This window comes from Paraperlucidibaca wandonensis (genome assembly GCF_042677145.1).
GTDB lineage: Bacteria > Pseudomonadota > Gammaproteobacteria > Pseudomonadales > Moraxellaceae > Perlucidibaca > Perlucidibaca wandonensis.
In genome coordinates, this window is record NZ_JBHTIT010000001.1 from 1742999 (window position 1) to 1762365 (window position 19367).

Sequence of the window (19367 nt, forward strand, 5' to 3'; positions counted from 1 at the left end):
CCCTACTACTCTGCCGCCAAACGATAACCAACACCGAGCTCCGTTAGCAAATAACGGGGCTCGCTTGGATTGGCTTCAATTTTCTGTCGCAGTTGCCGCAAATAAATCCGCAAATAGTGGGTGTCATCGCCATGATGGCGTCCCCATACCGCCTGCAATAGCTGAGCATGCGTGACCACTCGCCCAGCCGATTGCGCCAAAATGGCCAACATCTGAAACTCTTTCGGCGTTAATCTCACCGGCACACCGGCCAGAGTGACTTGGCGTTGTGCTAAATCAATAAACAACTCAGCCACCGAATATTGCTGACTAATTGGCGTACTTTCGAGCCGCCTCCTCTGCGCCACGCGTAAGCGCGCTAAAAGCTCAGCCACACCAAATGGCTTGGTTAAGTAATCCTCCGCACCGGCATCAAGCGCTGCAATTTTTTCCTCTTCGCGGCTGCGTGCCGATACCACAATAACTTGCGCTGCACAGCGCTCTTTCAGCCGCGGCAATAGCTGAAGGCCATCAATATCTGGCAGGCCAAGATCGAGCAAAATCAGTGCTGGATCATCTACGGCCACACGCGCTAAAGCTTCATTCCCCGACATCGCGGTGGTGACGACGTAGCCTTGAGCCGTCAGCGCCGTCGATAGTAATCGCACCAGGCTGGACTCATCTTCAATCACTAAAATATCAACGCTCATGCCTAGTCCCTACCTTCGGTCGCTGCATTAGCTACTGCTGTTTGAGCACTATTGCTTGGCAATGCAAGCTCATCGTCATCTGAAGCCTCATCGTAGTCGAGCATGGGTTGCGCGCTCGTCGGCAAGCTCAGAGTAAAACGTGCACCTTGCGGATCTCGACTACTCGCCACAATGCTTCCGTCATGGGCATCCATAATGGCACGACAAATCGTCAAACCTAGCCCAGCGCCCGGTGCAGAACCCACGCTGTCGCCACGATAAAATTTCTGAAACAGCATGCTAGGGTCTTCACTAAAGCCCGGGCCATTGTCACTAATGGTCAAAGTCACAACATCGGCAAGAACCTTGGCGCGCACAGTAACCACAGTCTGCTCCGGCGTGTATTTACCAATATTTTCAAATAAATTGGCGAATACTCGCTCTAATAAACGTGGGTCAAAGCGCAGCAACGGCAAGTCATCAGGCAGTTCTACACGAATTTCTCGCGGCGCTAATGCACGACGCCATACCGCCAGAGCAGCGCCTAATACCTCTTCCAAGGCCTGCCAGTCTTGCTGCAGTTTTACCGGGCCGGACTCAAGTCGCGCTAACTCCAGCAAATTCTCAACGAGCACCTGCATGCGCCGCGACTCATCATAAATAAGACTCATGAGTTCGCGCTGAGCGGGCTCATCTAAGGTGATTTCATCAGACATTAACGATGAGCTCGCACCCACTAGACTTGCCAATGGCGTGCGCAAATCATGCGATAGCGCGCTTAATACCGAGTTGCGAAGGCGTTCGGTCTCTAGCTCACGGGTATAGCGATACAGCCGGTCTAGCTCGCGCGCCCGCTCGGTAGCGACCAATGCTTGATCTCGCCAACGCGTGGTGAGCTGGCTAATAAACCAACTCAAACCGACAGTAATAAATAGCGTTAAGGCGTACTGCCCCGTTTCCGCAACATCCAAAAATGCCCATGGCACATAGAGCACGGCATAAGCCAAACCTCCCAGCACCGACGCCAACACAGCTGCGCCACGACCGCCCCAATAGGCCACCATGACGGCGGCCATAACAAATAGTAAGACGAGATTTGGTAGCGACACATAGGGCTGCAATAGCCATGCGAGCAAGGTAGTCGCCGCCAACACGCTGAGCGCAAAAACGTATGGGCGTAAACTCAGCCACGACAACATAACGCTCTCCATGAAAGGCCACATAAAAAGCGTGTGTGAAAATAACTACGCCGATTTTACGGGATTTTTACTTGGCGGCGCGGAGCAATCATCTAACAATAGCCAAGTCGTTAATCAGGCCACCTCTGCTGGCCATAACACCTGCACTGCAGCCCTTTGCGGTAGGCCTCCAGCGCAGAGCGTCCGACGTCGGCATTCACTCCCCTCTCAGGTTGCCTATGGCACAATGGCGTGAATGACCGACGCACGGGATGCACCTTCGCATGTCACACCCTCATATCATTTCACGCCTAGCGCTAACGCCCGGCGAACCTGCTGGCATTGGCCCCGATCTGCTTGTGCAGATTGCCCAAGAGTCGTGGCCGGCGCAACTCATTGCCATTAGCGATAGCGCCATGCTGCTGCGTGCTGCTGCGCGCTTGAAGCTGCCGCTGAGCTGTAGCGCTTGGCAGCCTAACTCACCTGCTTCAGAGCATACGCCTGGGCATTTGTGGGTTTGCGAAACGCCATTGCCCGAACAGGAGCAGCCCGGCCAACTCAATACCGCACTAGTGCCTGCAGTCTTGGCCTCACTAACCCGTGCCTGCGATGGTTGTCTAGATGGTGGCTTCGATGCATTAATAACTGCCCCGCTGCACAAGGCGGTGATTAACGACGCTGGCATTGCCTTCAGCGGCCACACCGAGTTTCTGCAAGAGCGATGCGGCGTTGAGCGCGTGGTGATGATGCTGACCTGCCTCGGCTTGCGCGTGGCGCTGGCTACGACGCACTTACCCTTGCGCGATGTTGCCGATGCCATCACGCCGACACGCCTGAAGCAGGTGTTACGAATTTTGCACGCCGATTTACGCGATAAGTTTGGTATTGCTCAGCCGCGAATTTATGTCACTGGCCTGAATCCGCACGCCGGCGAGGGTGGGCATTTGGGCCGCGAAGAAATTGAAATTATTGAGCCCACACTCGCGGCCTTGCGCGAAGAAGGTTTAAGCCTCATCGGCCCACTGCCCGCCGACACACTGTTTACGCCACAGCATTTGCAGCAGGCCGATGCCGTCTTGGCGATGTATCATGACCAAGGTTTGCCGGTGCTAAAACACGCCGGCTTCGGCAATGCCGTGAACATCACGCTAGGCCTACCAATTATTCGCACCTCAGTTGATCACGGCACCGCGCTCACACTCGCCGGCACCGGTCTTGCCAATGCCGGCAGCTTGAAAGCCGCCATCCATGAGGCACTTGCCATGATCAACGCTAGACGCTCGCTATTGGGCACACAGGATTTACTCGTATGAACTCACCTCGCCCAAAGCGCCGCCCATCAGGAAAAGCTGTTGAGGGCCATGTTGTACGCAAACGCTTTGGCCAAAACTTTCTCCATGATGAGCGCGTGATTCAGCAAATCGTCGCCAGCTTCACGCCAATTCCTGGCCAATCAGTGGTGGAAATTGGTCCAGGCTTAGCAGCACTGACAAAGTTTTTATTGCCAGCCGTTGAGCGCCTGCACGTCATCGAGCTCGATCGTGACTTAGCTGCTCGTTTGCCAAAAACACTGGCAGGTCTCGGCGAGCTGATCATTCACGAAGGCGATGCGCTGAAGTTCGATTTCAGCACCTTGGCGAGTGCCGATGCGCCGATTCGTGTCATTGGCAACCTGCCCTATAACATCTCCACACCGCTGATTTTTCATCTGCTCAGCCATAGCGAACTGATCGTCGACATGACTTTTATGCTGCAAAAGGAAGTGGTCGATCGGCTGTGCTCTGGCCCAGGCGATTCAGCCTATGGCCGACTGAGTGTGATGACGCAATATCGCTGCTTGCCCGAATGGCTATTTGATGTGCCGCCAGAGGCATTTAATCCGCCGCCGAAAGTGATGTCGGCGATCATTCGCCTCACGCCACACGCTGTGTTGCCACATCCTTGCCGTGATGAAAAACTGCTCGGCGAAGTTGTCGGCACTGCATTTACTATGCGCCGAAAAACCTTACGCAATGCCCTAGGAAAATACCCCGCCAGCGCATTGGAAAAGGCTGGCGTAAACTTAGGTGCTCGCCCTGAAACCTTGTCAGTGGCAGACTATGTAGCCATTACTCACGCCCTTTTGGACGAACCCACATGAGCCAATCAGTGCAAGCAACCGACGAGCGCGGCATCCGCGTATCGGTGCGCAGCGAATACCTTGCAGAGCCATCGAGCCCGAGTGATCAGCGCTATGTGTTTGCCTATCACATTCATATTAAAAACGAAGGCACGCGCACCGTACGCCTGCTAACGCGGCACTGGATCATCACAAATAGTGAGGCCAGCGTGCAGGAAATTCGCGGCGATGGCGTGATTGGCGAGCAGCCCGTTTTAGCCCCGGGCGAATTTTTCGAATACACCAGTGGCACCGTGATCGAAACGCCAGTGGGCAGCATGCACGGCTCCTATGGCATGCTCGATGACATTGGCGAGCGCTTCGAATCGCCGATTCCTGCCTTCACGCTGGCTATCCCTCGCGTACTAAACTGATGCGCCATTTTCTCATCGGCGATGTGCAAGGTTGTCGAGCCGCGCTCGAAGACTTATTAGTGCGCATCGCCTTTGATCCATCTACCGATCATGTGTTTTTTGCTGGTGATTTAGTCGCACGCGGGCCAGATTCACTTGGCACATTGCGGCTTATTAAAAATCTTGGTTCAGCTGCCAGCACCGTGCTCGGCAACCATGACTTGCACTTGTTAGCAGCCTTTCACGGCCATGCCAGAGTGAAGCCAAAAGATCTCACACAGCCGATTCTAGATGCATTCGATGCCGCTGAGCTCATGCGCTGGCTGCAGCAACAGCCGCTGCTGATCACACTGCCCACAGGCGATGTGTTGACTCATGCTGGTCTACCGCCAAGCTGGTCTTTTGAGCAGGCGCAAACGCTCGCCTTTGAGGTTGAAACCATCCTACGCAGCGAACACGCCGCTGGTTTTTTTGCCGCCATGTATGGCAACGAGCCCAGTGCGTGGAGCGATGACTTAGCTGGTACCGATCGCCTGCGCGTCATCACCAATCATTTCACTCGCATGCGTTTAATCGACGCCGATGGCCAGTTAAATTTTCAGCACAAAACTGGCAATAGCGATCTGCCCGAAGGCTTTAAGGCATGGTTTGATTGGCCGGCTCTGCGCCCTGTTGCCCAGCGCGTATTTTTCGGCCATTGGGCAGCGCTCGACAGCATCACTCATCAAACCCATGCCATCGCACTCGATAGCGGCTGCGTCTGGGGCAAATACCTCACGGCCTATTGCCTAGAGACCGGCGAGCGCACGACCAGTACGCCGGGGCTGACATGAGCCCGCAGATTTATCGCGTTGGCGGTGCCGTGCGTGATGAGCTGCTCGGCCTGCCGGTACATGACATCGATTATGTGGTGGTAGGCGCAACACCGGAATGGCTAACCGATCAAGGCTATCGCCAAGTTGGACATGAATTCCCGGTATTTTTGCATCCCGAAACGCAGGCCGAATACGCCTTGGCGCGCACCGAGCGTAAACAGGGCGCGGGCTATCACGGCTTTATCTGCGACTTTCATCCCGATGTGAGCTTGGAGGCCGACCTTGAGCGCCGCGACCTCACCATCAACGCCATGGCCAAAGCTGACGCTGGCGCGCTAATCGACCCCTACGGTGGCCAGCAAGACTTAGCCGACCGCTTACTGCGACACGTCTCACCGGCGTTTGCTGAAGATCCACTGCGTGTGCTGCGCGTTGCACGATTTGCCGCACGTTTTCATAGTCTTGGCTTTCGCGTGGCCAACGATACATTAGCGCTGATGCGCGAACTGGCAGAGTCAGGCGAACTGGCACTGCTAACGCCCGAGCGCGTGTGGCAAGAAACCGAACGTGCGCTAATGAGCGACGCACCGCAGATTTATTTCCAAGTACTGCGCGATTGTGGCGCGCTAAAGGTCTGTTTTCCCGAAGTCGATGCGCTCTTTGGTGTGCCCCAGCGCGCGGATTATCACCCCGAAATAGACACCGGCGTGCACACGCTAATGGCCTTAGGCCAGGCCGCGCGCCTGCAAGCCTCAAGCGCTGTCCGCTTTGCTGTGCTCGTGCATGATCTCGGCAAAGCCCTAACGCCAGACCCTGTTTTACCAAGCCATACCGGCCATGAAGTTCGCGGCCTGCCATTGATCGATGCGCTCTGCGCTCGCCTAAAAGTGCCGGCGACACATCAGGCCTTAGCTCGCGTCGTTGGCGAGTTTCATCTTGACTGCCATCGCGCCAATACACACTCGGCAGAAGTTTTACTTGATCGTTTGCAGCGCGTAGATGCGTGGCGCCGACACGAGCGCCTAGGCGAGTTTCTCAATGCCTGCGAGGCCGATGCTCGTGGACGCACAGGCTTGGAAGATCGCCCGTATTGGCAGCGCGATTTTTGGTTAGGCGCTGCTGCTGCCTGTCATATCGACAATGCCGCGCTTGTTGCGCAAGGTTATCGTGGTGCGGAAATGGCTAACGCCATTGCGGCCATACGACTAGAAAGACTGACTGAATTTAAGGCGAGTTGGCAGGCTAAGCATGAATAATTCTGACGCTCCCGTTGCGCTAATCACAGGTGCTGCAAAGCGAGTTGGTGCAGCCATTACTGAGCAGTTACACGCCTTAGGCTGGCGCGTATTGGTGCACTGCCATCACAGCGAGGCCGATGCTGAAAGCCTGTGCCAGCGCCTAAATCTCCAGCGCTTAGATTCAGCGCACTATCTCGTCGCCGACCTTAGCGATGCAAATGCAATTACAGCACTAGCCGAGAAAGCACAGGCGCATTGGAGGCGACTCGATGCATTGGTGAACAACGCCTCTAGCTTCTACCCCACGCCCTTTGGTGGTGCCACGCAAAATGACTGGGACCTTCTTTTCGCCAGCAATGCGCGCGCTCCGTATTTCCTAAGCCAAGCGCTGCGGCCTGCATTGGCAGCACGTGGCGCTGGCGCCATCGTCAATATCATTGATATTCACGCTGCATATCCGCTGCAAGATCACAGCCTCTACTGCATGGCAAAAGCAGCCAATGCCGCCATGACTCGGGCACTAGCAAAGGAGCTGGCACCTGCTATTCGTGTCAATGGTGTGTCGCCAGGCGCAATTGCCTGGCCCGAAGGTAGCGGTGAAATGAGTGAGGCAATGAAGACCGAGATCTTGCGCACCGTGCCCATGGGGCGAGTTGGTGGCGTTGAGGCAGTTGCTGAAGCAGTGGTGTTTTTAATTACTGGTACTAGCTACATCAATGGTCAGATTATCGCTGTCGATGGCGGTCGCACGGTCTGGGGCTGAGCCCGCCGACAACAGGCCTAGCGCTCGTTAAGTAACAAACGCCCGGACCTACTGAGCTGGCTTCACACCACGCTCTATCAGCACACCAACATCTTTCGCACCACGTACCGCACCTGGCTTGCTCACACGCAGGCGGCACCACGGCACCGAAAACTCCTCGCGTAAAATCTGCCAAATCGATTCAGCCAAGGTTTCAACCAGCTGATAATGCGCCTGCTCCACATGCGACTTCAGTCGCTCCGACACTGCTCGATAATCCAGTGCCTCGGCAATCGTGTCGGTAGCCGCAGCTGGGCGAATGTCCCAAGCCATCTCCAAGTCCAAACTCAGCGTCTGCTGGATGCGGCGCTCCCATTGAAACATGCCAATGACCGTCTCAATTTTGAAATCTCGAATGTATACAATGTCCACGTGTTGCCCCGTTTCGCGCCTGATTTTTTTGCTAAGATGCGAGCCACATACCCCAAGTTGGAGCGACTATGAGCCCTGAATCTATTGCCGACTTTGTTGCGATTGCGGCGCTGATTCTAGCCTATCTCGCCGGCTCTGTTTCGGCCGCGATCATTGTTTGTCGTATTATGGGCTTGCCCGACCCGCGCACCGATGGCTCACGCAACCCTGGCACTACCAATGTGCTACGCCTCGGCGGCAAAAAAGCCGCGATCCTAACTTTGCTCGGCGACATGCTAAAAGGCGTATTGCCAGTCCTTGCAGCGCGCTATTACGGGCTCGATGTGATGCTGGTTAGTGCCATTGGCTTCGCCGCCTTTATGGGTCATTTATACCCGATCTTTTTTCGCTTCGAAGGTGGCAAAGGTGTGGCGACTGCGCTCGGCGTTTTACTCGCACTATCGCCAATTATTGGCGGCACCGTGATCGCGCTTTGGATTACGGCATTTGCGCTAACACGCTACTCCTCGCTTGGCGCCATCGTTGGCTTTATTGCCGCACCCATCCTTACTCAGTTTTTGCTGCCCGAAGCCATGCTCGGCGTGGTCGGCATGAGCTTGCTGCTATTGGCGCGCCACAAAGCCAATATGAAGGCGCTAATCGAGGGCACTGAACGCCGCTTTAAATAGCGGCGGCGGCTTATCTTGAATAGACCTTAGATGGCTGCCAGCTCAGTCATTGGCCATCGCGCACGCACATTAACCGTTAGGTCTTGACGCTCACCCGCACGCAAACGCTGCGCGCCAGCAAAGGCGATCATTGCGCCGTTATCAGTGCAAAAAGCTGGAGCAGGATAAAACGCTTGGCCACCTATAGGTTTCAAGGCCAGCGCTAAGTCATGGCGCAGGCGCTTATTTGCACTGACACCACCCGCTAGTACCAAGCGCTTCAAGCCAGTCTGCTTTAATGCGCGTAAGCATTTGCGAATTAAGGTATCGACCGCTGCCGCCTCAAAACTTGCACAAATATCGGCAACTTTAGTTGGCGAATCCTCTGATTGATTGCGCGCGGTGAGCACAGCGGTTTTTAAGCCACTAAACGAGAAGTCCAAACCTGGGCGGTCGAGCATTGGGCGTGGAAATTTAAAGGCATCATCACGGCCAGTTAAGGCTAGACGCGCCACCGATGGCCCGCCGGGATAGTCCAGCCCGAGCATTTTGGCGACTTTATCGAAGGCCTCGCCGGCAGCATCGTCGATGGATTCGCCGAGCAGCTCGTAACGGCCAATACCTTCAACTTTCATGAGCTGGGTATGGCCGCCAGAAACCAATAGGGCGACAAAAGGAAACTCAGGCGGCTCAGCCTCTAGCAAAGGCGCTAGCAAATGCCCTTCCATATGATGCACGCCGACGGCAGGCACGCCCCAGGCGTAGGCCAGCGAGCGTGCCATTAGCGCACCTGTTAACAGCGCGCCAGCAAGCCCAGGGCCCGATGTGTAGGCGATACCATCGATGCTATCGGCACTGATGTCGGCATCGGCCATCATGCCGCGCACTAAGGGCACGAGGCGGCGAATATGGTCGCGCGAGGCCAGCTCGGGCACCACGCCGCCATAGTCTTTATGCATCTCAATTTGGCTATGCAGGCGATGCGCCAATAGCCCAGCCCCCGGCGCATCGTCATAAATAGCGACGCCAGTTTCATCACACGAGGTCTCAATACCTAGCACGCGCATGCCATTTCTCTCCATTTTTCATGGCGCGAAGTGTAGCGCTCTACACAGGGTGTTTGCCATTCCAGATGAATCTGGCTAAAATCCGCGCCCCACGCCCCCGATGGCGTTCCGTAATTTGTAACAGGTGAGCAATTCATGCCCAACGTTAAAGTAAAAGAAGGCGAACCGTTTGACGTCGCACTGCGTCGCTTCAAGCGTTCATGCGAAAAAGCTGGTGTGTTAGCCGATGTTCGCAAACGTGACTTCTACGAGAAGCCCACGCAAGAGCGCAAGCGCAAAGCCGCTGCCGCTGTTAAGCGTCACGCCAAAAAAGTACAGCGCGAAGCCGTAAAAGTTAAACGCTTGTACTAAGCCATGCTGGTTACGCGAGCAGATTCTTTTGCGCTCGCGTACCGCATAGCTGCGTTGGTCACATCTGCTTTATTTCTATCGCTTCAGCATTCACTCGCTGTATGAGCTAGCTTTGTCATGCCTGCACTAAAAGTTCGTCTAACAGATGCCATGAAAGACGCCATGCGCGCCCAGCAAAAAGATCGCCTGCTGGTGATCCGCACCGCACTCGCCGCGTTTAAACAAATTGAAGTCGATGAGCGCATTGAGCTCGATGATGCCCGCTCCTTAGGCGTCATGGAAAAACTAGTGAAGCAGCGCCGCGAATCCGCCGCCGCTTTTATTGCTGGTGATCGCCAAGAGTTGGCCGAGCGTGAAAATACTGAGATAGCCATTCTGCAAGAGTTTTTGCCAGCGCCATTAAGCGAAGAGGAACTACTCTCGCTGATTTCCGCTGCCATTGCTGAAGCTGGTGCCACTAGCCCGAAAGACATGGGTAAAGTGATGAATTTATTGCGCCCCATGGTCGCTGGTCGTGCCGATGTCGGTGCACTGTCGCAGCAAGTTAAAGCGCGCCTTTCAATTTAAGAAAGCACCAGCCTAGAGATCGTCAGCCAAAAAAGCTCCTGCTCAATTGACTGACGATTGCGCTGCAAAGCTTGCTGTCGCACACTCAACTCCCCGTTTCTGCTTGAGCATTAGCCCGCATGTCCGCTGGTCGTATTCCGCAATCATTTATCGATGAAGTGCTTTTGCGCACCGATGTCGTCGATCTGATTGACGCACGCGTCAAGCTCAAGCGTGCGGGCAAAAATTACTCGGCCTGCTGCCCTTTCCATCAAGAAAAATCGCCCTCGTTTACGGTCAATCGCGAGAAGCAGTTTTATTACTGCTTCGGCTGTGGTGCCACCGGTAACGCACTGAGCTTTCTGATAGAGCACGACCGTCTCGACTTCATTGATGGCCTGCGCCAACTCGCTGGTGCCGCCGGTTTAACACTACCTGAAACACGCGATGCCGCCGCGGCACACAAGCCAACACAGCAGCCCTTATTCGATGCTCTTGAGCGCGCCGCCGTATTTTTTGAGCAGCAACTTCGTAGCGCCACGCAGAAGCAGCGCGCCGTTGGCTATCTAAAAAATCGTGGTGTTAGCGGCGCAATCGCCAAGCAGTTTCGCATTGGATACGCGCCGCCAGGCTGGGATAACATGCTGCAAAGTCTTGGCCAAGACACGGCCATGCGCGATCTCTTGCTAGCCTCGGGTTTGGCTATTTTCAACCCGCAGCGCCAATCTCACTATGACGCGATGCGCGATCGGGTAATTTTCCCCATCCGTGATTTTCGTGGTCGCGTCATCGCCTTTGGTGGTCGCGTACTCAACGACGACAAGCCCAAATATTTGAACTCGCCTGAGTCACCGGTGTTCCACAAAGGCCAAGAACTGTATGGGCTTTATGAGGCACGCCAGTCCGGCAAGCTCACACGCCTACTCGTGGTCGAAGGCTATATGGATGTGGTCGCGCTCGCGCAAGCCGGCATCCATGAGGCCGTGGCAACGCTTGGCACAGCCACTAGCACCACGCATGTCGAACGCCTATTTCGCGTCGTGCCCGAAGTCGTTTTTTGCTTCGATGGTGACAGCGCTGGCCGCCGCGCTGCTTGGCGCGCCCTAGAGAATGCCCTGCCCGCTCTGCGCGATGGCGTTGGTGCGAAGTTTCTTTTTCTGCCCGATGGCGAAGACCCCGATAGCCTTGTGCGCAAAGAAGGCGCGGCGATGTTTCGTGCGCGCATCGATGCCGATTCCGTGCCGCTGGCCGACCAATTATTTAAGCATTTAAGTGAATCGCTAAACCTAGCGTCGATCGAAGGCCGCACACAGCTCGCGACCGTGGCGCTGCCATTGCTGATGACTATGCCGGAGTCGCTGTTTCGCACCTTGCTATTGCAGCGCCTAAGCGAGATCACTCAGCTCAGCGTGGCCGTGCTGGAAAAGCAGCTCGCGCAAATGTTAGAAAAGCATGAGGCACAGACTGTGGCGCGTGAGCAGGCAGCGAAAGCTGCCGCTGAGGCCGTGGCGCAGACTGCTCAACAGACAGCGAGCACGCAGCAGTCACATCGTCATGCGCAGAGTAATTATGAGCAGAATCATCAGCCCCAACATGACAGCTCGCATGATGCCGCCTATGACACACACTGGGCCGCAGACGATGACGAGCGCAGCTCCATTGACGAGGCTTATTACGCCAGCCTAGCAAGCTCATCGAACCAGAGTGATGAGCGACCATCGAGCTTTACGCCGAGCAAGCGCCCATTCACCCAACAAGCAGCACGCAAGCTGCGCCCGCAAGCGCCGGCACGACCTGGGCTACGCTCATTGTCGGCGCAGGCCATTCGCCTGTTGCTGCGCGAGCCAAGCCATGCGCAACTCTGGCCCGAAGCCATGCTCGGCAGCCTCAACGACCCCGAAACCGAGCTGCTTTGCACATTAGCCCAGGCTCTACGAGAAGCGCCAGAACGCTCCTTAGCGGCGTTACTAGGAAGCTGGCATGGCCGACCCGAAGGTGAAGCATTAGCCTCCATCGCAGCTGCTGAAAGCCTTTTACCCGACGCCGACAGCACATTGGAAGCTGAAGCGCTGAGCCATCGCTTACACAGCCGATTACTCGAACAGCGCATTGCTCATGCCGATAACACACTGCAAAAATCGCCAAATATGGAAAACCTACTGGCTTTAACGCTGGCAAAGCGTGAGTTCGCTGACTGGATGCGTCAATTGCCGCAAGCACCGAGTAGCTGAGTACGCTTGTGAGCTGACAAACACCCCCTTCTCGGCTTATAATCCCGCTCTTATTTTGCAGCCGTTGCGCGAGGGGCCACATGAGCACCAAAAAGCCGAACACGCCAGATCCATCTCAGCAAGACGCAGATGGACCAGACGATATGCCGTTGGATAAGGCAAAGCGTAACTCCCTGCTCGCCGAGCTCATCAAGCGCGGCAAAGATCAAGGCTATCTGACCTATGGCGAGGTGAACGATCACCTTCCTGAATCGGTCACTGAAAGCGAGCAAATCGAAGACATCATTCAGATGCTCAATGACTTGGGCATCCCGGTGCACGAGCGCGCGCCTGCCGCTGACGACCTCATGCGTGAGGAAACGCCAGAAGCCAGCGACGATGACCTCGCCGCCGAAGAAGCCGCTGCCGTTTTGGCCTCGGTGGAGAACGAGCCCGGCCGCACCACCGACCCCGTGCGTATGTATATGCGCGAAATGGGCACGGTCGAGCTGCTCACCCGCGAAGGCGAAATTGCTATCGCCAAACGCATCGAAGAAGGCATCCGCGACGTTCTGCACGCCATGGCTTATTGGCCACGTGCGGTGGAATTACTAGTCGATGAGTTTGATGCAATCGATGCTGGCGAGCGCCGCATTAATGACGTTATCTCTGGCTTTTTAGACCCTGATGATGATGGCGCTAGCGCACCTAAAGAAGTTGATCACAACGCGGCCCTAGCCGCTTTGGCCGCCAAGAAAGCCAAAGAGGCGAAAGACGCTAAGGATGCAAAAGGCTCAAAAGACGCCAAAGCAGACGATAGCGAAGAGGAAGAAGAAAGCACTACTGATGACGATACTGCCGATGAAAATGATGGCGGCATCGACATGGAAAAGCTGGCAGCGCGCGTGGATGCACTACGCAAGCAGCTAAAGAAAACGGACAGCTCCGAAGAGCGCCAAGGTCGCGAATCGAAAGTGTGGCAGACCAACGTCGAAGAACTGGCTAACCAGTTCATGATGTTCAAATTAACGCCACGCGTGTATGACGGCATCGCTGAGCATATTCGCTCCAACATCAGCATCATTCGTGCGCAAGAACGCGTGATCATGATTTCCTGCGTACGTCGCGCTCGCATGGATCGCAGCCATTTCCTCGCCGACTTCCCCGGCAATGAAATTGACCTGACGTGGCTAGATGGTGTTGTCAGCAAACGCAAATCGATTGCTAAAGCTCTTGAAACACAACGCGAATATATTATTCGTGCGCAAGAACGCCTGCTTGAAGTTAGTGACAATCATGGCGGCTTAAGCATCGCCGAAATAAAAGCGATCAGCCGCCGCATGAGCGTTGGCGAAGCGAAAGCACGTCGCGCCAAAAAGGAAATGGTCGAGGCCAACCTGCGTTTGGTTATTTCGATTGCGAAGAAATACACCAACCGTGGCCTGCAGTTCTTGGACTTGATCCAAGAAGGCAATATCGGCTTGATGAAAGCCGTCGACAAGTTTGAATACCGTCGTGGCTTTAAGTTTTCGACCTATGCGACATGGTGGATTCGTCAGGCCATCACCCGTTCGATTGCTGACCAAGCGCGCACCATTCGTATCCCCGTGCACATGATTGAGACCATCAACAAGCTCAACCGCGTGTCGCGTCAGATGCTGCAAGAAATGGGTCGCGAACCAACGCCTGAAGAACTCGGCGAACGCTTAGAAATGCCTGAAGACAAAGTGCGCAAAGTCCTGAAGATCGCGAAAGAGCCGATCTCCATGGAGACGCCGATTGGTGATGATGAAGACAGCCATTTAGGTGACTTCATTGAGGACACTTTGGTGACCTCGCCTATCGATGCTGCGACCTCGGAAGGCCTTCGTGAAGCAACGCGTGAAGTTTTAGAAAACCTCACGCCACGCGAAGCGAAAGTGCTGCGTATGCGCTTCGGTATCGATATGAATACCGACCATACCTTGGAAGAAGTGGGCAAACAGTTTGATGTCACGCGTGAGCGTATTCGTCAGATTGAAGCGAAAGCGCTGCGTAAGCTGCGCCATCCAACTCGCTCCGAACACCTGCGTTCATTCCTCGACACTGAGTAATCTGGCAAACGCGGCGCTCTGTGAGTTTGCAGAGCGCCGCCTTTAACAGCTCAATGTTCTTGGACATAAAAAAACCGGCCTTTAAAGCCGGTTTTTTTATGTCTCGCGCATTTTACTTCATGCGGCTCGAACCCATCGCAATCAGCTTTTGATAGCCCGATGGGAAGATGCGCACGACCAAATCTAAAACCTTGGCATCGGCACCAATAAGTAAGCGGCGCTGATTTTTTTCCACGGCACGAAGCATTTGTGCAGCGGCTTCATCGGCAGTGGTACGGAATAGTTTTTCAAACTTGGCGGTGCTGCTCGCATCCATACCAATCTTGCTGATTGACTGATCCATACGCGCCGCTTTGGCGATATTGGTTTTAATGCCACCGGGATGAACGCTGGTCGCGCTCACACCAACTTTTTGCAAATCCAATTCTTCGCGCAAAGCTTCAGTGAAGCCACGCACAGCAAATTTCGAGGCGTTATAGGCGCTCTGCGAAGGCACAGCAATCAAGCCAAACAAGCTGCTGGTGTTAATGATATGGCCATCACCAGCATCCTTTAGGTAAGGCAAGAATGCCTTGGTGCCATGCACCACTCCCCAAAAGTTGATGTTCATGATCCATTCAAAATCATCGTAACCACCACCGTCAACTACTGAGCCGAGAGCAACGCCAGCGTTGTTGAAGATCAAATTTACTTTGCCATGGTCGCCGGCAACTTTATCGGCCCAAGCAAAAACGGCGTCTTTATCGGCAACATCGAGCTTCTGCGAGGTGACTTTAACGCCAGTGCCATCGAGCAGTTTGACTGTTTCAGCCAAGCCTTTTTCATTGATGTCGCTAAGTGCTACGTGACAGCCGCGTGCGGCCAACAACACAGCAAGCGAACGACCCATGCCAGAACCAGCACCGGTGATGGCAGCCACTTTATTCTTGAAATCTTTCATAAGGAAACCCTAATACGGTGACAGTGAACGATGGCACGATATAAGTGACAACGCGCCATGTCAATGAATTTTAAAACCCGCCGCACTTACCCTAAGCGCGACGAGCCTTAAACCAACCTTATAGTGCCGCAGCTAATTCAGCACCTTCACGAATGGCACGACGCGCATCAAGCTCACCAGCCAGCTTGGCACCACCAATTACGTGGTAACGGCTGTCGGTAATTTTGCCTTCAGCATCGCGCGGCAGCATATCTGTCACTGACTCTTGGCCCGCGCACAAAATTACATGATCGACATCGAGGATACGCTCCTCACCATCCACACGAATATGCAAACCAAGGTCATCGACCTTTACATATTCAACTTCGGCGAGCATTTTCACACCAAATTGACCAAGTAATAATTTGTGCGCCCAGCCCGTGGTTTTACCTGGGCCTGCACCCATTTTTTTCACGCCAGGCTTACGTTGCAACATGGTGATTTCACGCGAAGCAAAACGACGCTCAGGTGCCGTTAGGCCATTCTCGGTGACATCAAAATCGATGCCCCAATACTTCGCCCAATGTTCGACCGACTGATTGTGCTCTTCGAGAAGGTAGGCGCAGGTGTCGACACCAATACCACCGGAGCCAATCACTGCCACGCGTTGGCCAACATTAACTTCGCCGCGCAGAACTTGGGCGTAGTCCAACACTTTCGGATGGTCAATGCCAGGAAAGCGTGGAATGCGTGGTTTGACGCCGGTAGCAATGACGATGTCATCAAAGCTTGCTAAATCCTCATGGCTAACGCTGGTGTTGAGCTTCACTTTCACGCCGCTACGTTCTACTTCATAGCGATAGAAACGAATGGTTTCTTGGAACTCTTCTTTGCCAGGCACGGCGGCGGCCATATTAAATTGGCCACCAATATCTGCTGCTGATTCAAACAGTGTGACGTCATGACCACGATCGGCAGCTACTGTGGCGGCGGTTAGGCCAGCCATGCCACCGCCAACGACGGCGACTTTTTTCGGCCTCGTCGACTTCACATAGACCAATTCAGTTTCGTAACCCGCACGTGGGTTTACCAAGCAAGTAGCACGCTTGTTTGAGAAGGTCAGATCCAAGCAACCCTGGTTGCAGGCGATACATGTATTGATAGCTTCTGGCTTGCCTGCCGCTGCTTTATTAACGAAGTCTGGGTCGGCCAAAAGTGGACGTGCCATCGAAATCAAATCGGCATCGCCGCTTTCAACGATGTCTTCGCAAACCTCAGGCGTATTGATGCGGTTCGATGCCATCACCGGCACCTTCAGCTCTTTTTTGATGCGCGCAGTAACGCTACGGAAAGCCGCACGTGGCACTTGCGTGGCGATGGTCGGGACACGCGCTTCATGCCAGCCAATACCGGTATTGAGAATAGTTATGCCTGCGGCCTCAAGGGCTTTGCAGATGGTCACGATCTCATCCCAGGTATTACCACCGGGCACTAAATCGATCAGCGACATGCGATAGCAAATAATGAAGTTCGGGCCAACTTTTGCACGCACGGCCTTAACAATTTCTACCGGTAAGCGCATGCGATTTTCTACCGAGCCACCCCATTGATCGGTACGCTGGTTCACTCGTGAACAGATGAACTGGTTCAGCAAATAACCTTCTGAACCCATGATCTCCACGCCGTCGTAACCGGCCATTTGTGCCAAACGAGCAGAGTGAGCGTAGTCTTTGATGGTCGACAGAATAACCTTTTCGGTCATTGCCTTTGGTTTAAACGGGTTGATGGCCGACTTCACCGCCGACGACGACACCTGAAATGGGTGATAGCCATAACGACCGGCGTGCAGCATTTGCATAAGAATTTTGCCACCGTGCTCATGTACCGCTGACGTCACTCGGCGATGATTCATAATATCGCCGTAACTATTCATGGTGCCGGCTGCAGGCAGCAACCAACCTTGGCGATTCATTGCGATACCACCGGTAATCATCAATGCCGTACCGCCCTTGGCGCGCTCAGCAAAATAGGCCGCAAGCTTGCCGTAATTCCAGAAGCGATCTTCTAAGCCAGTGTGCATGGAGCCCATGACGATGCGGTTGCGAAGCGTGGTGAAGCCTAGATCGAGCGGGGCCAGCATGTGATTAAAAGCAGTCATTGTAATTAAGTCCTCGTCAAAACGACGTTAGCGCGCTAAAGTTAACACCGTTAAGATACGAGGATTTACGGCAATGTCAAGAGCGCCAAGCAAGCCTAGCTATCATCATGGTGACCTGCGTCATAGCATAATTACAGCGGGTCTTGCTCGCATTCGAGCCGAGGGCGTGCAGGCTTTGAGCTTACGACAATTGGCTGATGAGCTTGGCGTTTCGACACCAGCGCTTTATCACCACTTCCGCAGCAAGCACGCCTTACTCACAAGCCTAGGTGAGGCTGCGATGGCGGAGTTTGTGGTGGTCATGCAGGCGGCCATCACGAGCGATGCTAGCGCGGAAAGTTTTGCTCTGGGTTACGTCGGCTTTGCTCGTCGCGAGGCCGCGCTGTATGACTTAATTTTCGGCAGCCTGCTCTGGCGTGACCCCAATGCAGAGTCATTTCGAACTGCTGCTAGGGCACATGTGCGTATCATTACGCAGCATGTTCAGAGCATGCAAGATCGCGGTGAACTACCCGCCAGCGTCAGCGCCCTACGTGTCGTGCAGGTTGCTTGGGCCACGCTTCATGGCCTCTGCCGTATGTATAACGATGGCCTGGCATTTACCGCAGAGACTATCGAGGACATCGCAAAAACGGCGATGGCATTGATTCATCAAGCCTTAGACAAAAGCTCGGCGTAGACCTTGTGTGTAATACAAAAATAATAGCAATACAGGCAGGGTAAGCGTCTTGATTTAGCGATGAGACTGCCGACATGCACAACGTTCTCCGCCTCGCCATCATCGGTGCCGGCGCCAGCGGCTTAATAGCCGCCAGCGAAGCTCAGCATCAAGGCCTGCTCTGCACAGTCTTCGATAAAGCCCGCCGCGCCGGTGGCCGACTGGCTTCGCACCGCAGTGACTGGGGCAGCTTTAATCATGGTGCACCGTTTTTATCCATGCCAACACAGGCTCCCACTCCCAGCGATCCGCGCCTGCAACACGCCCTGAGCCATGGACTGAGCACACTTCATGTCAGCGCCATCCATGGTGAAAAACAGCCTGCGTTTGTGCCTAGCGACAGCATCAATAGCCTCGCACAGCTGTGGACAGAAGGCCTTACCTGCCACTTTGAACACACACTGTGCGAGCTCAAGCACGACGGCAATAATTGGTGGCTGAAATTTAGCGAGCAGCTGGGTTGGCTTGGGCCATTTGATCGAGTACTGATGACCTGCCCACCAGTACAAGCATTGGCATTACTATCGAAGCTACCCAGCCAGTATCGCCTGTGTCAGCAGCTACAAACGATGCACCATGCGCCCTGCTGGAGTGTGCGCTGGGCGCCAAAAGCCTCGCCAGCACTTGCAGCCGGCGTTTTCATTCGCGATGACTTGCAGGCCAGTGGCATTGCTCTGTGCATCCGTGAAGACCTGCGCCCTCAAGGTGGCGGCGCACCCCGTTTTACGTTGCATGCTACGGCAGCATGGAGCGCGGCGCATCTAGAAGAGAGTAGCGAAAGCGTAGCTCTAGCACTGATGCACGCTGCCGCTGAAGCACTCAAATTGCCCGCCAACACAGAATCTTTAGAGGCTCATCGCTGGCGTTATGGCTATGTCAGTGCTGCTGCCGGTAAGGCATATTTGCGTGGCGAGCATGGCCTGTTTTATGCCGGCGATGCCTGCTTGGGCGCAACTGCTATCGATGCCATGCACAGCGGCTTGGCGGCAGCCGACGCCATCTGCGCCGAACTGCCGTTGACTGCCGTTGACTGCCGTTGACAGCCGTTGACAGCCGTTGACAGCCTAAGGCCAT

19 protein-coding genes are annotated in these 19367 nt (G+C 54.6%); 13 read left to right on the top strand and 6 right to left on the bottom strand.

The window, feature by feature from the left end; genetic code table 11:
• Positions 1 to 5: 5 nt before the first annotated feature.
• Together ACFQ0F_RS08210 and ACFQ0F_RS08215 are read right to left on the bottom strand one after the other, a co-directional pair.
• Positions 6 to 689 (bottom strand): response regulator, encoded by a 684-nt coding sequence (locus tag ACFQ0F_RS08210; protein WP_379071017.1) that lies wholly within the window; start codon positions 687 to 689, stop codon positions 6 to 8.
• A gap of 2 nt (positions 690 to 691) precedes the next feature.
• A complete protein-coding gene (locus tag ACFQ0F_RS08215) occupies positions 692 to 1867 on the bottom strand; it encodes a sensor histidine kinase (protein ID WP_340675402.1) in 1176 nt (391 codons plus the stop codon).
• A 263-nt stretch (positions 1868 to 2130) separates the two neighbouring features.
• Between ACFQ0F_RS08215 and pdxA the strand changes: the two genes are divergently transcribed.
• From pdxA to ACFQ0F_RS08245, 6 genes are read left to right on the top strand one after another with little or no spacing between them, the layout of a single operon-like run.
• On the top strand, positions 2131 to 3159 hold the full coding sequence (gene pdxA / locus ACFQ0F_RS08220; protein WP_379071020.1) for a 4-hydroxythreonine-4-phosphate dehydrogenase PdxA: 1029 nt from the start codon (positions 2131 to 2133) through the stop codon (positions 3157 to 3159).
• On the top strand, positions 3156 to 3986 hold the full coding sequence (gene rsmA, locus ACFQ0F_RS08225) for a 16S rRNA (adenine(1518)-N(6)/adenine(1519)-N(6))-dimethyltransferase RsmA (protein ID WP_340675400.1): 831 nt from the start codon (positions 3156 to 3158) through the stop codon (positions 3984 to 3986). Before pdxA ends, rsmA begins: the two co-directional genes overlap by 4 nt.
• Positions 3983 to 4378, top strand: coding sequence for a Co2+/Mg2+ efflux protein ApaG (gene apaG, locus ACFQ0F_RS08230; protein WP_340675399.1), 396 nt, complete (start codon positions 3983 to 3985; stop codon positions 4376 to 4378). Before rsmA ends, apaG begins: the two co-directional genes overlap by 4 nt.
• A complete protein-coding gene (locus ACFQ0F_RS08235; protein ID WP_379071024.1) occupies positions 4378 to 5190 on the top strand; it encodes a symmetrical bis(5'-nucleosyl)-tetraphosphatase in 813 nt (270 codons plus the stop codon). The genes apaG and ACFQ0F_RS08235 overlap by 1 nt, the downstream gene beginning before the upstream one ends.
• Entirely contained in the window at positions 5187 to 6428 is a 1242-nt protein-coding gene (locus tag ACFQ0F_RS08240; protein WP_379071027.1) for a multifunctional CCA addition/repair protein, read from the top strand. Before ACFQ0F_RS08235 ends, ACFQ0F_RS08240 begins: the two co-directional genes overlap by 4 nt.
• Positions 6421 to 7173 (top strand): pteridine reductase, encoded by a 753-nt coding sequence (locus ACFQ0F_RS08245; RefSeq protein ID WP_379071030.1) that lies wholly within the window; start codon positions 6421 to 6423, stop codon positions 7171 to 7173. Before ACFQ0F_RS08240 ends, ACFQ0F_RS08245 begins: the two co-directional genes overlap by 8 nt.
• Before the next feature lie 48 nt (positions 7174 to 7221).
• On the opposite strand, the gene folB is transcribed toward ACFQ0F_RS08245, so the two are convergent.
• On the bottom strand, positions 7222 to 7584 hold the full coding sequence (gene folB / locus ACFQ0F_RS08250; protein ID WP_340675395.1) for a dihydroneopterin aldolase: 363 nt from the start codon (positions 7582 to 7584) through the stop codon (positions 7222 to 7224).
• Between the two features lie 68 nt (positions 7585 to 7652).
• On the opposite strand from folB, the gene plsY reads away from it, so the two are divergent.
• Positions 7653 to 8252 carry a glycerol-3-phosphate 1-O-acyltransferase PlsY gene (plsY, locus tag ACFQ0F_RS08255; protein WP_379071033.1) on the top strand — a complete coding sequence of 200 codons (600 nt, stop codon included), beginning with the start codon at positions 7653 to 7655 and terminating at the stop codon, positions 8250 to 8252.
• 26 nt (positions 8253 to 8278) lie between these two features.
• On the opposite strand, the gene tsaD is transcribed toward plsY, so the two are convergent.
• Entirely contained in the window at positions 8279 to 9298 is a 1020-nt protein-coding gene (tsaD, locus tag ACFQ0F_RS08260; RefSeq protein ID WP_340675393.1) for a tRNA (adenosine(37)-N6)-threonylcarbamoyltransferase complex transferase subunit TsaD, read from the bottom strand.
• A 135-nt stretch (positions 9299 to 9433) separates the two neighbouring features.
• Between tsaD and rpsU the strand changes: the two genes are divergently transcribed.
• From rpsU to rpoD, 4 genes are all read left to right on the top strand, one after another.
• Positions 9434 to 9649 (top strand): 30S ribosomal protein S21, encoded by a 216-nt coding sequence (rpsU, locus tag ACFQ0F_RS08265; RefSeq protein WP_340675392.1) that lies wholly within the window; start codon positions 9434 to 9436, stop codon positions 9647 to 9649.
• A 117-nt stretch (positions 9650 to 9766) separates the two neighbouring features.
• Positions 9767 to 10216 (top strand): GatB/YqeY domain-containing protein, encoded by a 450-nt coding sequence (locus tag ACFQ0F_RS08270; RefSeq protein WP_340675391.1) that lies wholly within the window; start codon positions 9767 to 9769, stop codon positions 10214 to 10216.
• Between the two features lie 119 nt (positions 10217 to 10335).
• A complete protein-coding gene (gene dnaG, locus ACFQ0F_RS08275) occupies positions 10336 to 12426 on the top strand; it encodes a DNA primase (protein WP_379071037.1) in 2091 nt (696 codons plus the stop codon).
• 143 nt (positions 12427 to 12569) lie between these two features.
• Positions 12570 to 14498: an RNA polymerase sigma factor RpoD gene (rpoD, locus tag ACFQ0F_RS08280; RefSeq protein WP_340675629.1), complete on the top strand. Its 1929-nt coding sequence runs from the start codon at positions 12570 to 12572 to the stop codon at positions 14496 to 14498.
• Positions 14499 to 14610: 112 nt separating this feature from the next.
• Here the strand turns inward: rpoD and ACFQ0F_RS08285 are convergent, their stop codons facing one another.
• Complete coding sequence (locus ACFQ0F_RS08285) at positions 14611 to 15438, bottom strand: SDR family NAD(P)-dependent oxidoreductase (protein ID WP_379071040.1); 828 nt, start codon at positions 15436 to 15438, stop codon at positions 14611 to 14613.
• Between the two features lie 118 nt (positions 15439 to 15556).
• Positions 15557 to 17575: an oxidoreductase gene (locus ACFQ0F_RS08290; RefSeq protein ID WP_379071044.1), complete on the bottom strand. Its 2019-nt coding sequence runs from the start codon at positions 17573 to 17575 to the stop codon at positions 15557 to 15559.
• A gap of 73 nt (positions 17576 to 17648) precedes the next feature.
• Between ACFQ0F_RS08290 and ACFQ0F_RS08295 the strand changes: the two genes are divergently transcribed.
• Positions 17649 to 18254, top strand: coding sequence for a TetR/AcrR family transcriptional regulator (locus tag ACFQ0F_RS08295; protein ID WP_379071047.1), 606 nt, complete (start codon positions 17649 to 17651; stop codon positions 18252 to 18254).
• A 74-nt stretch (positions 18255 to 18328) separates the two neighbouring features.
• Positions 18329 to 19333 (top strand): NAD(P)/FAD-dependent oxidoreductase, encoded by a 1005-nt coding sequence (locus tag ACFQ0F_RS08300; protein WP_379071050.1) that lies wholly within the window; start codon positions 18329 to 18331, stop codon positions 19331 to 19333.
• Positions 19334 to 19367: the final 34 nt, after the last annotated feature.